This is a genomic window from Pseudomonadota bacterium (assembly GCA_010028905.1).
In the GTDB taxonomy this organism is placed as follows: domain Bacteria; phylum Vulcanimicrobiota; class Xenobia; order RGZZ01; family RGZZ01; genus RGZZ01.
In genome coordinates, this window is record RGZZ01000071.1 from 1 (window position 1) to 15,360 (window position 15,360).

At 68.0% G+C, this 15,360-nt stretch carries 13 protein-coding genes; 6 read left to right on the forward strand and 7 right to left on the reverse strand.

All coding sequences use genetic code 11. The features are described 5' to 3' along the window. Positions 1 to 343: hypothetical protein (locus tag EB084_07455; GenBank protein NDD28086.1), on the reverse strand; the 343-nt coding region annotated here is incomplete at its 3' end. Between the two features lie 15 nt (positions 344 to 358). Here EB084_07455 and EB084_07460 point away from each other — a divergent pair. Then, positions 359 to 1,798: a DUF4147 domain-containing protein gene (locus EB084_07460; protein NDD28087.1), complete on the forward strand. Its 1,440-nt coding sequence runs from the start codon at positions 359 to 361 to the stop codon at positions 1,796 to 1,798. On the opposite strand, the gene EB084_07465 is transcribed toward EB084_07460, so the two are convergent. Beyond that, positions 1,788 to 2,048: a ferredoxin family protein gene (locus EB084_07465; protein ID NDD28088.1), complete on the reverse strand. Its 261-nt coding sequence runs from the start codon at positions 2,046 to 2,048 to the stop codon at positions 1,788 to 1,790. The genes EB084_07460 and EB084_07465 overlap by 11 nt on opposite strands. A 292-nt stretch (positions 2,049 to 2,340) precedes the next feature. On the opposite strand from EB084_07465, the gene EB084_07470 reads away from it, so the two are divergent. Next, positions 2,341 to 4,359 carry an alpha-amylase gene (locus tag EB084_07470; protein ID NDD28089.1) on the forward strand — a complete coding sequence of 673 codons (2,019 nt, stop codon included), beginning with the start codon at positions 2,341 to 2,343 and terminating at the stop codon, positions 4,357 to 4,359. A 15-nt stretch (positions 4,360 to 4,374) separates the two neighbouring features. Here EB084_07470 and EB084_07475 read toward each other — a convergent pair whose 3' ends face one another. Continuing rightward, the gene (locus EB084_07475; GenBank protein NDD28090.1) at positions 4,375 to 5,430 is read right to left on the reverse strand and encodes a hypothetical protein; all 1,056 of its coding nucleotides are present in this window, start codon (positions 5,428 to 5,430) and stop codon (positions 4,375 to 4,377) included. A 235-nt stretch (positions 5,431 to 5,665) separates the two neighbouring features. Here EB084_07475 and EB084_07480 point away from each other — a divergent pair, with 235 nt between their 5' ends. Both EB084_07480 and EB084_07485 read left to right on the forward strand, forming a co-directional pair. Next, complete coding sequence (locus EB084_07480) at positions 5,666 to 6,913, forward strand: hypothetical protein (protein NDD28091.1); 1,248 nt, start codon at positions 5,666 to 5,668, stop codon at positions 6,911 to 6,913. 50 nt (positions 6,914 to 6,963) lie between these two features. Beyond that, positions 6,964 to 7,161, forward strand: coding sequence for a hypothetical protein (locus EB084_07485; protein NDD28092.1), 198 nt, complete (start codon positions 6,964 to 6,966; stop codon positions 7,159 to 7,161). A gap of 37 nt (positions 7,162 to 7,198) precedes the next feature. Here EB084_07485 and EB084_07490 read toward each other — a convergent pair whose 3' ends face one another. From EB084_07490 to EB084_07505, 4 genes are all read right to left on the reverse strand, one after another. Next, positions 7,199 to 8,395, reverse strand: a complete 1,197-nt coding sequence (locus tag EB084_07490; protein NDD28093.1) for a SpoIID/LytB domain-containing protein — start codon at positions 8,393 to 8,395, stop codon at positions 7,199 to 7,201. Between the two features lie 146 nt (positions 8,396 to 8,541). Continuing rightward, entirely contained in the window at positions 8,542 to 10,608 is a 2,067-nt protein-coding gene (locus EB084_07495; GenBank protein NDD28094.1) for a DUF4129 domain-containing protein, read from the reverse strand. Further along, a complete protein-coding gene (locus tag EB084_07500; protein NDD28095.1) occupies positions 10,605 to 11,909 on the reverse strand; it encodes a DUF58 domain-containing protein in 1,305 nt (434 codons plus the stop codon). Before EB084_07500 ends, EB084_07495 begins: the two co-directional genes overlap by 4 nt. A 3-nt stretch (positions 11,910 to 11,912) precedes the next feature. Beyond that, complete coding sequence (locus tag EB084_07505; GenBank protein ID NDD28096.1) at positions 11,913 to 12,872, reverse strand: MoxR family ATPase; 960 nt, start codon at positions 12,870 to 12,872, stop codon at positions 11,913 to 11,915. A gap of 167 nt (positions 12,873 to 13,039) precedes the next feature. Between EB084_07505 and EB084_07510 the strand changes: the two genes are divergently transcribed. Together EB084_07510 and EB084_07515 are read left to right on the forward strand one after the other, a co-directional pair. Beyond that, positions 13,040 to 14,482, forward strand: a complete 1,443-nt coding sequence (locus EB084_07510; GenBank protein NDD28097.1) for an aminotransferase class I/II-fold pyridoxal phosphate-dependent enzyme — start codon at positions 13,040 to 13,042, stop codon at positions 14,480 to 14,482. Beyond that, a complete protein-coding gene (locus EB084_07515; protein ID NDD28098.1) occupies positions 14,482 to 15,183 on the forward strand; it encodes an SOS response-associated peptidase in 702 nt (233 codons plus the stop codon). The genes EB084_07510 and EB084_07515 overlap by 1 nt, the downstream gene beginning before the upstream one ends. Positions 15,184 to 15,360: the final 177 nt, after the last annotated feature.

A 15,360-nucleotide genomic window follows, 5' to 3' on the forward strand; every position in this document is an offset into this window, starting at 1 on the left:
TGCCGGGCATCAGGCTCCAGGCCGCGCTTGGAGGCGCGTTCTCTGCGTCATCGTCACGGCTCCCCCGCGCGCCCACGAACGTGGCAAGGGGGGCGGCCAGGGCGCCGAGTCCCAGCATGAGGGCCGCGCCACGGCCCCCCGTTCCTGGGGGCAGCCGAAGTCCGACGATCCCGCAGATCGCGGCCATGGCAAGCCCTCCTGCCAGGGCGGCCAGCGCGGCGCCCAGTGCCGCGGGGTGTCGTGGGCGCCCCCCCAGCAGCGCCGGCAGCGATGTCATCAACGACAGCGCGGCAACGCCCACCGAGAGCATGAGTGCCGTGTGCTTGATCTGTTGCGGGTCCAAGAGAGTCCTCCACCGATGGTGTGTGCTCGCGCTTCGAGAGATCCGTCGCCCATTCCCCTCTGTGCCACGAGAGGGCGGTCCCTGCGACGCACGTTGAAGCGCAGATCTGCACCCGGTATAATTGCCCTGATGATCGAGAACCATCTCGCGATGGACGCCCGCGCCGTGTTCGAAGCAGGCCTCGCAGCGGTGAACGCCGAGCACGCGGTCTCGCAGCATCTGCGGGCCACGGAGGATGTCGTGCCCTCGCCTCGGAAGGGCGTGCGCGTCCTTGCTCTGGGGAAGGCGGCCAGCGCCATGACGCGAGGTGCGGCGTCCGTGCTCGGGCCGGGCCTGCAAGGAGGGCTCTGTGTCTCGGTGGAGGGCGCGCCGCCTCCGCCACCTGGGGTCGCGCTCGTGACGGCGGCCCATCCCCTTCCCGATCTTCGTTCTCTCGATGCGGCAGCGCGCGCGCGTGCCGTGGTGAGGAGCTGCCTGCCTGGGGATGAGCTCCTCGTGCTGCTCAGCGGAGGCACGTCTTCGCTGATGGAGATGCCCGCGCCGGGGCTCACCCTCGACGACCTCATGGAGATGCACGGCCTGCTGCTGCGCAGCGGGGCGCCCATCGGTGAGATGAATGCCGTGCGGGCCGCGCTGTCGCGGGTCAAGGGGGGCAGGCTGCTTCTCGAGCTGCCGGCGGGCGTGGCGTGTCGGGTGCTCGTCGTGTCAGATGTGCCCGGCAATGCTCTCGAGGTCGTAGGGTCCGGGCCTTTCCATCCGACGCCCGCACCCGCGTCTCGGGCTATCGACGTGCTGCGCGGCATCGGGCTGCTCGATGACGCGCCGCGGGCCGTTGTAGAGGCGCTGTCGGCGCGACGCGCGGAGGACGCAGCCTACATCGAAGCGCTGCGCGGGCGTGCCCGAGACGTCTCGCACGTCGTGGTCGCCGATTGCTCGGTCATGGCGCAGGCCGCGGCGACGCGTGCGCGGGCGCTGGGGTATGACGCCACGCTTCTGAGCAGTCGGGTCGATGGCGAGGCGCGCGACGTGGGGGCGCTGCTGGCGCGTCTTGCACGTGAGGTGCGCAGAGAGGTCGAAGCGTCGGCGACGCGGCGGCGGTGCATCGTCGCCAGCGGAGAGAGCACGGTGAGGGTCTCGGGCGACGGCCGCGGTGGGCGCTGTCAGGAGGCCGCCCTGGCCTTTGCGACACGCGCGGAGGGGACGTCTGGAGCGCTGCTGCTCTGCGCGGCAAGCGATGGCATCGACGGCCCCACGCCAGCGGCCGGGGCGCTGGCCGATGGGAGAACGGCAACGCGCGCCCGGACACTGGGTCTGGACGCGCGCGAGATGCTCTTGCGACACGACGCCTATGATTTCTTCGAGCCACTGGGTGACCTCGTCGTGACTGGCCCGACACAGACCAACACGAACGAGCTCTACGTGCTGCTCGTCGAGGGAGGCGACGCTACTTCTTGAAGTGGTCGGCGTTGATCTGGGTGAAGGAGGCCCACTTCTCGGGCAGGTCTTCCTCCGCGAAGATGGCCTCCACGGGGCACTCCGAGACGCACGCGCCACAGTCGATGCACTCATCGGGATCGATGTAGAGCTGCGTGGCTTCGGCGAAGCCCGGCTCGTCTTTCATGGGGTGGATGCACTCCACCGGGCACACCTCGACGCATGCCGTGTCCTTGGTGCCGATGCAGGGCTCTGCAATGATATGGGTCATCTCCGGAGGGTCCTCCTGTGTGTGGTTCGGGCGTGACGCTCGCGAGGGGGCGGGGCGCCACGCCGTGGAAGGGGTTCGCGGCACTTCGCGCTCATGCGGAGATTCCCCTCCACGAGGGCTCTCGAAGAGGGGGTTCCTTCAAGACAACGCGACAGGCAGCGGCGCAGGACGACCTTCACGTGTGGAAGAATCGCCCTGCCCCAAGTCCCTCGTACCCCGTTCGAGGGGGCTGGAGCGCGATCGTACGAATCCCGTCGCGCGCACGAACCGTCGACTTTCGGAAGGAGTCCCCTTGACGCAGAGCATTCCCCCCCAAGACCATCTCACGGCGCTGCGCCAGGTCGCGGCGCAGCTCAGCACGCGCGAGGCCCAGGGAGACGCGCTCACCTACCGCGTTCCCGCCGCCTGGGCGCCCGTCGGGCGTGAGCCCCAGGGCGAGGCCCCCCGAGCCGTGAATCCCCATCGCTTCCTGCGCGAGCACATCGAAGCCATTCTCAGCGCGGCCAGTGCGCCGCCGTCGCGCGACGCAGCGCGGGCCGCGGGTGACTGGGTGCGCGACGCGGTCATCTACAACGTCTTCGTGCGACTGGCCAGTGCCTACGATCACGATGGCGACGGCTGTCTCGGTACCCCTTCGGCGCCGGACACCACGGGCCGTACCTGCAACGCGCAGGGGGTGAGGGAGACGGGCACGTTCCTCAAGACCATCGCGCTGCTGGGACACGCGCGTCGGCTGGGCGCCACGGCAGTGCACCTCCTTCCCGTCACCGCCGTCGGAGGCTTTGGCAACAAGGGCAGCCTCGGGTCGCCCTACGCCATCCGCAATCCGTATGCGCTCGAGGCGACGCTGGCTGACCCGCTGGTCGATCTCGATGTCGACGTCCAGTTCCGCGCGCTCGTCGAAGCCTGTCACGCCCTGGGGATGCGGGTCATCTGTGAGTTCGTCTTTCGCACGGCCAGCCGCGACGCCGATTTCATCGCCGAGCACCCGGACTGGTTCTACTGGATCAAGCGCGAGATCGCCGATCGCCCCGCGGGGGCGGCCCCAGACGATCCTCGCTACTTCGGGTCCCCTCCTTTCTCGCCGGATGCGCTGCGCACCATCAAGGAGAAGGTGGCGCGCCACGATTTCAATGACCTTCCCACGCCGCCGGACTGGTACCGCGCGAACTTCCTGCCGGCCCCCGCGCACGGGAGCGTGGCCAAGGACGCCGAGGGCCGCTGGGTGGGCACCTTGCCCGATGGTCGGCTCGCGCAGGTGCCCGGGGCCTTCGCTGACTGGCCCCCCGAAGATCTGCAGCCCCCCTGGACCGACGTGACCTACCTGCGCATCTTCAACGATCCCCCCGAGGGTCCGGACTTCAACTACAAGGCCTACAACACGTTGCGCATGTATGACGTGCGCCTCGCGCGCGACGCCAACGCGAACCGCCCGCTGTGGGAAGCCGTGCGCGGCATTCTGCCCCACTGGCAGCGCACCTACGGCATCGACGGCTGCATGGTCGACATGGGGCACGCCCTCCCACCGGCGCTCATGACCGAGATCATCGGCGAGGCGCGGGCCAACCACCCGGATTTCGCCCTGCTGGCCGAGAACTTCACCGTCGATGAGGAGAGCGTGCGCACCGGCTACAACGCGGTGCTCGGATATCAGTTCCAGGCGCTCGACGACATCGGTCGCATGCGCCGGCTGGTGACCCGTACCTGCATCGAGGGCCTTCCCATCGCGGTGTTCGGCGCGGGCGAGACCCACAACACGCCTCGTGTGGCCATGCGCGGGCGGGGCGCCGCGTTCTGTCTCGGTCTCTGGATGGTGAGCTGCCTCATGCCGGATACCATCCCGTTCCTGCACAACGGCTTCGAGCTCGCCGACCCGGTGCCGGTGAACCTGGGTCTGGGGTTCACCCCGGAGGAGCAGGGGGCGCTCGGCGCCGGTCCGCTCGCCCTGTTCGATCTGGCTTCCCTGCGCTGGGATGACGCCAGCGCACCCACCTCCGCGATGGCCGCCGTTACGGGCTTCCGGGAGGCGAATGGCGGGTTGGTGCGGGCCAAGGGCGAGGGCACCCTGGCCTGGCTCGACGACGGTTCGGCTGATCTGCTGGCGTTCGGGCGTCAGGACCCGGCCAGCGGCCTGGCCGCCCTTGTGGTGCTCGACTGGCGCTGCGCGGGCGATCGCGAGGTCTCGGTGGCGATTGGAGAGGGCACGGTGTGGGTCGACGCTCTCAGCGGTGAGCGATTCGCGTCATCGGGAGGACGCCTGACGCTGCCGTTGCGCAGCGGTCAGGGGCGTCTGTTGACCCCTGCGCGCTGAGCGGAGGGTGCGGCCCTAGGGGTGCAGATTGAACTCGTCGGTGAGCACCCGCTCGGTGTAGGCGAGCATGTCCGGGTCGACGAACTGCATCTCGTCACGCTTGCTCCCACCTTGGAGGTAGTGCGAGAACGCTTCTGCCACGTACTCTTCCGGAAGGCACGAGCGGTGGGCATAGTCGCTCCAGATGTCGCCCGTGAAGTTCGCCCCGCTCTTTGGCATGGTGATGGTGCTCACCGTGCCTTCCTGGCGCACGTGGGCCGTGCCGCCGCGCGCCAGCTCGACGTCGACCTCGGTGGGGGGCAGCCTGCGCGCCCCTGCCGAGCCGGTGGCTTTCTCGCGCATGCGCTCCTGGATGTCGCTCTCCGCGGTGCGGGGCTGCTGCTCGATGCGGAAGACCTCTTGCTCTCCTTCCTGGCGATACTCCACGCTCATGGCGCCCCAGTTGTCTTCGATGTTGATGGTCGCTGAGGGGGGCAGGGCACCGTGCTCCGCCTTCAGGTTGGCGCGGATCTGACCCACGGCTTCGACCGCGCCCCGCGCAAGGTAGCGTGCGTAGATGGAGGCCAGCTCGCTGTCTTTCGTCGAGGCCAGCATGCCGTTGCTCTTGAAGCGGTCGAGCAGCCCGTTGCCCTTCATGCGGTCGCCCCGCATGTGATCGAGGGCATGCACCATCTCGTGGGTGACGACGTGTCGCCCGATGTTGCTCATGAGAACCGCCTCGTCGAACACGATGCGCCGCTCCAGCGGGCTGTAGCCGCCGAGCGCCACGTTCCCGGAGGCGCTCACTCCTTGAACGGCCTGACCCTTTGTGATCTCGAAGGTCAGCCCGCTCTTCTTGAGCGCTTCGAGTGTGCCCGCCGGGTAGACCGACAGGATCTGGCGGCAGCGCGTGCGCGCTTCGGGCGAGACCCCCGCATTGAGAAGAGCGTCGATGGCGCGCTGATGGCGGCTGTCTGACGGTTCCGCGGGCATCGTGGTCGTGCTCGAGTCGGTGAGGCCATAGAACTCAGCTGAGCTCGGTGAGATGTAGCGCAGCGGGTGAGGAGAGGCGGATGATGCGATGTTGTTCATGCGCGCAGTGTAGGTCGACGGTTCGAAAAAACGTTGAAAGGCGCGTGATGGGGGCGTTCACCCGGCGCAGGGCGGTCACTGTCACGGGAAGGCCGGGGTTTGGTAACAAACCGGCAATGGCCCCCTCCAGACCGGTCTGGTACGCTGAGACAGAATCGAGACTGGCATGGCGGCGCGGTGCACGCACGGCTGATACGAGCGTCGCCAGCGCACGCAGAGTTCGGAGGAAGAGTCGATGGAGATCCGCGGAGTGAACGTCCCGCCTGTTACGGCCCCGGCGAGCGCCCCTCAGGGAAGCGCGGCGGCGGAAGCGGCGGCGCCCGAGGTCGTCATCCAGAGCGACAGCTACCTGGGTGGCAGCGTCCAGTGGATCCCTCCGATGGAGATGAGCCGCGGCGGCTACAAGAAGCACGTGCCAGACGGCACCAAGCGCATCGACGTCCTCAAGGACGTGCTGCACCTCGATCAGGTGCACGATCAGATGGGCATCACCGGCAAGGGCGTCACGGTGGCTGTGATCGATACGGGCATCTACCCTCACCCCGACTACGCCGACCGCATCGTCGGCTGGAAGGACATGGTGAACGACCGCGCCACCCCCTACGACGACAACGGTCACGGCACCCACTGCGCCGGACTGGTTCTCGGAAACGGCTACATGGCGGGCGGCAAGTTCAAGGGTTCGGCGCCTGAGGCCAGCCTCGTGGGCGTGAAGGTGCTCAGCGGTGAGGGTGGCGGTGCCATGTCCGACGTGGTGCGCGGCATCGAGTGGGCCATCGAGAACAAGGAGAAGTACAACATCCGCGTGCTGAGCATGTCGCTGGGTGCGCCCTCCTTCCAGAAAGAGAAGTACGATCTCGTGGCCAAGGCCGTGGAGAAGGCCTGGGATGCGGGCATCGTTCCCGTCATCGCCGCTGGCAACTCCGGCCCGTTCCTCGAGACCATCGGCTCGCCGGGCATGTCATCGAAGTCGGTCACCATCGGCGCCTACGACGACAAGAACACGGCCGACCTGAATGATGACACCATGGCATACTTCTCGAGCCGTGGGCCGACGACGCGCGATCGCACCATCAAGCCCGATCTCGCGAGCCCCGGTGTCCAGCTGGTCTCGACCCTTTCGAAGGGCTCGACCATCGACCACGAGAACATCCCCCGCTACGGCGATGACTACATCCTGCTGTCGGGAACCTCGATGGCCACGCCGGTGGCTGCGGGCGTTGTCGCCTGTGTGCTGCAGGCTGACCCGAACCTGACGCCGGGACAGGTGGTCGACCTTCTTCGTTCCACCACCCATCCGCTTGCCGATACCTCGCCCCTCGTTCAGGGTGCGGGTCTCATCGACCCGGTGGCCGCCGTGGGGCGCGCCCTCGAGATGAAGAAGGCCGACGACGCCCGTGAGGCCGCGCCCGCGGGCGAGCAGCCCGCGGTTGCGGCAGCGTCAGCGCCTTCCCAGGGCGCCGCCGAGACCGTCGCGCGATAGTCTGAAGGCGCGGAGGAATTCCGCGCCAGGCACGGAACTGACAGGCCACCATGACAGCCACGACCCCAACCACGAAGTGCAAGATCTGCGGTCTGTTCGATTCGCGCATGGCCTGCACGGCCTGCCAGAAGCAGGTGTGCAACATCCACGCCTGCGATGTGTGCCGACGTTGCTCGAAGGACTGTGTCTGCTGGCAGGCGCCGCACTCCGTCTACCATCCTCCCGTCGACGAGCCCCCGGCGCGCTGACCTCGTCGCGCGCAGGCCTGTCGAGGAGCCCTCGGCGCTACGGGTGGGTTGCGACCCGCACGCTCACCTCGGTGCCGGGGAAGTAGTGGGTGAGAATCTCCACGTATCCGCGTCCCGCGCAGGCCATTCCCCTGGCTCCCCACTGGCACAGGCCGAGTCCGTGGCCCCATCCGCTGCCTTCCGCGATGAGACAGGCGCCATCGCGCCGCAACGTGAACATCGTGCTGTAGAGGGGGCGAACGCGGCCCGTCACGTCAGCGAAGCGCAGCGCCCGACGAATGTCATCGCCGCTCACGACGCGGTTTCCGATGCGCACCTGCAAGACGCGACCGCTGGGGGTGGTGCGCAGCACCGTCACCTCTGGCAGGTGGGCCGCAGGCCAGCAGATCTTCCAGTGCGCCCAGTTCGATCGCTCGCATGCCTGTGCCGCGCGGCTCTCTGACGGGGGGCGGCTCTCTGACGGCGCAGGCGCGATGACCGGCGCGGGCCCTTCGACGGAGGCCAGCAGGGCCACCGATGCGGTCTCGTCCGGCGCCTCGCCTGTTGCGGTGGGAGCGGGGGTGGGCACGCTGCAGGGCACGCTGCGCAGATAGGCCACCGGCGCGGTGAGAAACACGAACTCGTTGCTCTCGGTGCGGCCGCCGCAGGTGGAGTGGTAGCAGACCTCTCGCGCGAGGCGGCCCTGCCAGGTGAGCACCTGTCCGGCGGTTTCGGTCACGGCTCGGTTGGTGCTCTCGTTCTCCACCTCGAGGCCGCGATACACCTGAAAGCTGGTGTCGTCTGCGATCTCGGCGGTGAGGTGCCCGAGGGCGTAGGTGCGCGCGACCACGGCCTGGGCCTTGAGGGCTTCGAGCTCGGCCTTCACCCCCAGCTCGGCGCCCACGACGCCCCGAAGGTAGTCGTCGAGGGAGAGCCGGTTGAGCACCGAGTAGCGGCGGAACGTGAGCGCGCCTCTGTAGCGGTGACCGTTGATGGACACCGGCTCGCTGCTGGTGAGCAGCAGCGAGGTTGCGGCGGCGTGCGCCGTCGGCGCGCCGTCGACCTGCAGGCCGTCTCCATGCCACGTGATGTCGTGGCTGCCGGCGGGCAGGGAGACGTCGTCGAGACGCGCGTCGCTGGCCACCGTGATGCGCCACGGCGGCGCGAGGCCCAGGCGCACCGATACCGTGGGGTTGGGGTTGCTGTCATCTGCCGCCAGGCTCAAATTCCATCTTCTGACTCTCCTGGCACGCATGGCAGGCTTGAATTCCCTTCACAGCCTCCCGGTCCTCCCCCACGCGCGGCCATCGCTGCGAATCGAGGATGTCATTGCGGACCTCGACCCACCACATCTGGGGGTACATGGTGAAATCTGTTCAACATGTTGCGTCTGAAAAGCGATCAGCGCGAGGACCGGGCGGCGGTGGCCAGGGTTTCGAGGGTGTCGCACAGCGTCTCGAGTGCACGCACGTCGGGCTCGTCCGGATGCGCTGCCCCGTAACGCGTCCGGCTGTAGCGCTCGAGAAACGCGGAGGCGGTCTCACGCTCTTGCGCGTCGAGAGAGGCGGCCTCTTCTTGCAGCGCGACTGCGTATTCACGCAGCGTCTGCGAAGGAGAGCGAGGTCTGCCGGCGCGGGCCATGGTTGTGTCGAAGCGGGCCATGGCGGCGGTAAGTCGACCGATCAGGGGGTCGACGGGGCCCTCGCTCGGAGTCGCGGGCGGGCTCCAGCGCCGCAGCCACAGGCCTCGCCATCCATTGCGCCGCATCTGATCGAGCGCGAGCAGTCCGAGCAGCACGAGCAGGCGCCACGGCTTCTCGATGAGCCACGTTCCCAGGCGCTGGAATCCGCGCAGCACGCTGTTCAGCGCCGCGCGCCAGTCGATGTGCAGCAGGCGGTTCCGCCATTGCTGCAGCTTGTGGATGATCAGGTCTGTCCAGGGGTTCTTGCGTTGACTGGCGGTTGCGGTCGGGCGGCCATCTGGTGGGGTGGGATCGAACGAGGTCCAGCCCAGGCCGGGGATCCAGGCTTCCACCCAGGCGTGCGCGTGCTCTTCCCGGATCACGTAGTAGTCTCCCACATCGTTGCGCTCGTTCACCACGAAGCCGGTGATGTAGCGGCTTGGGATTCCCTGATGGCGGAGCATCATCGCCATGCTGGTTGCGAACAGCTCGCAGTGCGCGGGCTTGTGGTCGATGAGGAAGCCCTTCAGCGGATCGCCAGGGGGGGGTGCGTAGCCGAGGCCATAGGTGTACGTGGTCTGCAGGTAGTGCTCGATGGCCTGCGCCGTCTGAAGGGGGGTTGACGCCCCGGCGCATGCCTGCGCGGTCACCGCCGGGAGGAGCTTGCGAACCTCATCGTTGATGGTCAGGCAGGCCTGCCGGGTCTGACCGGACGGGGGCGCCTCTGCCGGCGGGCGGCCGCGGAAGACCGCGTAGGTGCCGCTGTAGGCCGCGCCATCGGGCAGGTAGCAGACCCCCGCCCAGTCGAGCGACAGGGGCGACAGGGATGCATCGATGGCCACGCCGTCCCGGGGGACGAACAGGGTGCCCTGGAGCTCGACACCGGTTTCGATGCGATCGACGCGATCGGTGGGGATCGGCGTGGGCGGAGGGTTCACCAGAGCCCAGAGCGGAGGGTCGACCTCTCCCGTACCGATGCGCTCCGCCTCACGCTCGGGGGTGGTGGCGTCCCAGGCCCCTCGCTCGTAGCGCAGATAGCAGCGCGCGACAAGATAGGGCGCCGGGTTCCTGGCGTAGACACACGCCACCATGCGATCGAGACCGTGACTGCCGAGGATCTGTCGAAGCGACGCCCGCCTCGCGTACGAATAGGTGCGGGGATCGGCCAGCACGAGCAGGCGGTTGAAGAGGCGCTCAGAGCGGTACAGCACCGACGCCAGCGCGACGCAGAAGATCACGGAGGCGACGTAGGCGCAGGTCGTCCAGATCAGCGGTCGCCGCGACGCGCTGCCGGGGGCCACGCGGCGCTGCAACGATTCGCCCACGTCTCTCGACCCGGGCAGGGCGAGGTTGCGCAGGCCGAGGCTGAGCAGCAGTCCCTGCGCGGCCAGAAGCTCTGCGTAGGGATGCAGCTCGGTGGTGGAGCCGGCGACGAGCATGAGCATCATCCCGAGGAAGACCCCGGTGAGCTGCTCTCCCACGGTTCCGCTGCGAACCAGGAAGAGCAGCGTGAGCGTTCCCAGCGCGAGACCGACCCCATATCCCGTGCCCAGCAGCAGGGTCGAAGCCGCGGGTGCGTCGGGCAGATTCGTGATGATCACGATGCCCAGCACCAGGGCGACGGGGAGCAGCACCTGTCGCGGAACAGAGATGCGTCCTCGCATGGCCGTGGCGGCGAGCGCAGCGCCGAGCAGCAGCAGCGATGCCAGGGGGTGTCCCGCCGTCCAGGCAAAGGCGACGTACGAGAGAAGGAGGGCGATGCAGACCAGCGGCGGCATGGTCGTCACAGCGACTCGAGCCCCGCGGCTTCTTCGTCAGATGTGATCACGCGCACCTCGCCGCACAGTGCGTGGGCTCGCGCGATGTCGAGGGTGGTGGGGCCATCTCTCACGATGATGAGCTTGACGGCGCTCCCGTGATCGAGAACGGTCTGCACCACGCGCTCTCGCGCCTCATCCCAGTCGAGCATCACGACTACGGTGGTGGTGACGCTCTCGAGATGCTCGAGCAGGACCGGCGCGAGCTTCTCGAAAGGGGCTTCGTGGCAGGGTTCGATGCACGCGAGGATGTCGAGCACGTTCTCGAGGTAGGCGAGGCTTCGACCGGACTGCAGGTGATAGAGCTCCGGACCTGCGGCAAAGATGTCGATGACGTACTCTTCTCGCGATAGCGCATCGGCCACCGATGCGGCCACCGAGACGGCGGCCTCGAAGGCGCGATGCCACGGCGGGTCGGGGCGTCGGCGGAACGGCCGCGGAGGGGGCGGTTCGGGGGTGAACGTGTCCATGAGAAGGGCGATGCGACAGAAGTACTCCGCCTGGAACTCCTTCACCGCGGGCCTGCCGATGCGGGCCCATGTCTTGTGGTGGATGGAACGGGGGCTGTCGCCCTCGCGGTACTCGCGCGTGCCGATGAACTCGATGGAATCTCCGAGCTGCGACGTCAGCGCGATTCCGCCCGGCTGGTAGCGAACCCCGGCGGGGATGTCGAGCGAGACCAGCGGATGGAAGCGCGGGTACACCAGAACGGTGTGGGGCGTGCGATGATCGACCACGTCCTTCCACAGCCCGAACGGGAACAGTCCTTCCTGACGCAGCCCGGGAAGCGTGTAGGCGCCTCGGCGGGTGAACGAAAGGGTGCGCGTCACTGTGGCAGCCTCACCCGTGGGAAGCCAGGGGATGCGCTGCCCTCCGACCGGCCTCTCCTCCACGTGATGCGGCACGCGGATCTCTCTGAGGACGACGTCGAGGCCACCATGTCGAGACCGGTTGCGAACCCGGGTGGTGATGGTCACCGAAGCCCCGCTGGTGCTATGGCTGGGCAGGTCGGTGAGAAGCTCGAGCTTCACCCGGCTCAGCCGCGCCAAGGTCACGCTCGTGACGAAGAGCCCGAGCACGATGCAGAAGATGAGATAGATCTGCACCTGCAGGGTCACGCCTCCCGTGGCCATCGAGAAGATGAGCACCCACAGCATCATCCTCCCCGGATCGGTGAGGCGATCCTCGAAGACGTGTCGTAGCAGGCGGGTGAGCGGGCCTTGTGGCAGCCTCGCCCACCGCGGTCTGTCGCGGTCGTCTTCTGGCGTCATCACCTACGTGGGAATCGCCACTTGCGCCACGATCTCTTCCATCACGCCCTCCTTGCTCACGCCGGAGTACTTCGCCTTGGTCTCGCGCACGAGGCGATGCGAGAGCACGTGCCTCGCCAGGTGCTTGACGTCGTCGGGGATGACGTAGTCACGGCCCTCGCAGATGGCCAGCGCCTGCGCCATGCGGTACAAAGCCAGGGAGCCACGTGTGCTGGCCCCGAGGCGGATGCGCGCGTCTTCGCGCGTGGCCTGGACCAGCGCCATGATGTAGCGGGTCACCGGCCGCTCCACGCGAACGGCGCGCACATCGGCCTGCACCGCCCTGATCTCGTCGAGGTCGGTGACGGCCTCGAGCTGCTCGATGGGGTGACGCGTGTGCTGGCTCTCGAGCACCTCGAGCTCGGACTCGAGGTCGGGATAGCCCAGCTCGAGTCGAATCATGAAGCGATCGAGCTGGGCTTCCGGCAACGGGTAGGTGCCGTGGTACTCGACCGGGTTCTGGGTCGCCAGCACGAGGAAGGGCGCTGGCAGGGTTCGCGTCACCCCTTCCGTGGTGACCTGGCCTTCGTTCATGGCTTCGAGGAGGCTGCTCTGGGTTCGTGGAGAGGCGCGGTTGATCTCATCGGCCAGGAGGATGTTCGTGAAGACAGGCCCCTCCTTGAAATCGAAGCGGGCGTCTCGCGGGTTGAAGATCGACGACCCCAGGATGTCGGTGGGGAGAAGGTCGGGGGTGAACTGCACGCGCTTGAAGTCGCCACGAATCGAACGGGCAAGTGACTTCGCAAGGGTGGTCTTGCCCACGCCAGGCACGTCTTCGAGGAGCACGTTCCCGCCCGCGAAGAGAGCGATGACCAGATGCCGGAGGGCTTCTGACTTGCCGCGCATCACGCGGCCGAGGTTGGTGTGGATCTTCTCGAACGCGCTGCGCGTTCGCGTGCAGTCGACCGCCGGAGGGCTGCTCATGCTGGGGTGCCACGGTCCCTTCTGTCGCGTCGGCGTCGGAACGGCGGGGTTCGGTGGACCCCGGTCTTCCGGCGTGATGCAGGCCTTCGCCGGTGGCTCCCCATCCTCCCACCAGCATGTCGAGGGATGGCGGAGGGCCACGTCGGCGCGGGAAAGAATGCCCCGGAATGAAGCTACTCGCCACCATCGACGCACTCACTCGAACAGCCCCCTCCTTCCGCGCGCTCGCGGACGAGGTCGCGACCTTGCTGGGCGATGCCATGCCCCACTATCGACGCGTGGACGTGGTGACGGCCGACCCGCCACAAGGCGCGGTTCCCGTGCGCTGGGGAGGAGAGGCCGTGGCCTGGATCGCGGTGGAGGCGAGCGGTCTCAACGCCGCCGACGCGCTGCTGCTGGGAGAGGTTGCCGCGCTGCTCGCCGTTCGCTGGGGACGTGACCACGATTCCGCCGGCGCCGCCACGGTCGCGGTGGTGGGGGGCGGATTCGAGATCCCCGCGAGTGCCCGCCCCGTCTTTCCACCCGTTCACGGTTCCGTGTCGTACCTGTTCGATGACATGCAGGCGCTCGAGACATTCCAGGCGCACCCAGAGCGCGGCTTCGAGTACACGCGGCTGGGCAATCCCACCGTGCGCGCGGCGGAAGAGGCCATCGCCCGTCTCGAGGGGGCTGAAGCGTCGGTTCTCCACGCATCCGGCATGGCCGCCATCGCCAACGCCGTGCTCTCGGTGGTGTCGGCGGGGGACGAGCTGCTGTCGGCGGTCGATACCTATGGCGGCACGCATCACCTCTTCACCCAGGTGCTGCCGCGCCTGGGTATCAAGGTTCGCTTCGCGCCCACCGACGCGCTCGCGGAGGCCATCACCCCCGGAACCCGCGCCGTCTACTTCGAGCCGATCACGAACCCATCGATGCGCGTCGCCGATCTGTCGGCCATCGTTGCCGCCGCGAGGGCGGTGGGCGCGCTCACCATCGTTGACAACACCGTGGCCAGCCCGGTCTTCCTGCGACCGCTCGCACATGGGGTCGATCTCGTGGTGCACAGCGCCACCAAGTACCTGGGCGGGCACAGCGATCTCATGGCCGGCGTGGCCAGCGGAAGCCGCTCGCACACCGGTCGCATCGAGACCCTCGTCAGCCTGCTGGGCGCGTGCTTCAATCCGCGCGAGGCCTCGCTGCTCATTCGTGGCCTCAAGACGCTCGATCTGCGGGTGCGCAGGCAGGATGCGTCGGCGCGCGTCATCGCAGAATGGCTCTCCCGGCGTCCAGAGGTGCGCTCGGTCTCTCACCCGTCGCTGCCCTCGCATCCGGATCACGATCGCGCGGCTCGTCTGCTGGACGGGCTCGGCTGTCTTGTGACCTTCGATCTCCATGATGGCAGCGGTGCGCGTCGCATGGTCGACGCGCTGACCCGGTTCGCACGGGCGGCCTCTCTCGGGGCGGTCGAGTCACTGGTCACCCTGCCGGTGCTGTCGTCGCACTGGAAGGTCGATCCGGAGAGCCTTGCGCGCGCCGGGGTGAGCGCGGCCACCGTGCGCCTGTCGATAGGCGTCGAGGACGTGGGCGATCTCATCGCAGATCTCGAGAGAGCCTTGCGCGCGTCGATCTGATGTGCGGTCGCTTCACCTTCGCTCCGGAACCCTCCGCGCTGCTCACGGTGTTTCCGGAACTCGTTCCCCCGCAGGGGCTTCCTGCCCGCTACAACGTAGCGCCTTCGAATCGTGTTCTCACCGTCACGGCATCAACGGGGAGGCCCGCCTACGAGATGCTGTCGTGGGGGCTGGTTCCCTCGTGGGCCAGCGATCGCCGCATCGCCAGCAGTCTCATCAACGCACGCTCGGAATCCGTGGGCGAGAAGCCGGCCTTTCGCGCGGCGTTCCGCGCGCGCCGCTGCCTCATGCTGGCCGACGGTTTCTATGAGTGGCGGGTCGACGGTCGGCGGAAGCGACCGTACTGGTTTCATCTCGCTTCCGGCGGGGTCTTCGCCTTCGCGGGGCTGTGGGAGTGCTGGAAGGGGGAGCCAGAGCCCTTGCGCACCTGCGCGCTGCTGACAACGGAGGCGAACGCCACGGTGGCACCTGTGCATCACCGCATGCCGGTGATCCTTGATGCGTCTCGTCATGCGGCCTGGCTCGACCCCGACACCTCTCTCGAGTCGCTGATGGCAATGCTGGTTCCCCTCCCTGGCGACCAGCTGGTCGGGCACGAGGTCTCATCGCTCGTGAGCTCTCCGCGGAACGATTCGCCTGCGTGCATCGCGCCTGTTGATCCGGACGGGGGCGTGCAGGTCGAGACGCTCTCGCTGTTCTGACCGCGCGCCGGTCGTTTCACGTGAAACCGTGTGTGCGCGGACGACCCAGGCTGAGCCATATGAAGCCCTGCAGCTCGCGGGCGTGATTCGAGGCTGCCCCGTCAGCGAGGCTGTCGAGCAAGGCCCGTGGGGGGGGAGCGGTCGTCGGTGGTGAGGCTGTAGTCAGCACCACGTGAC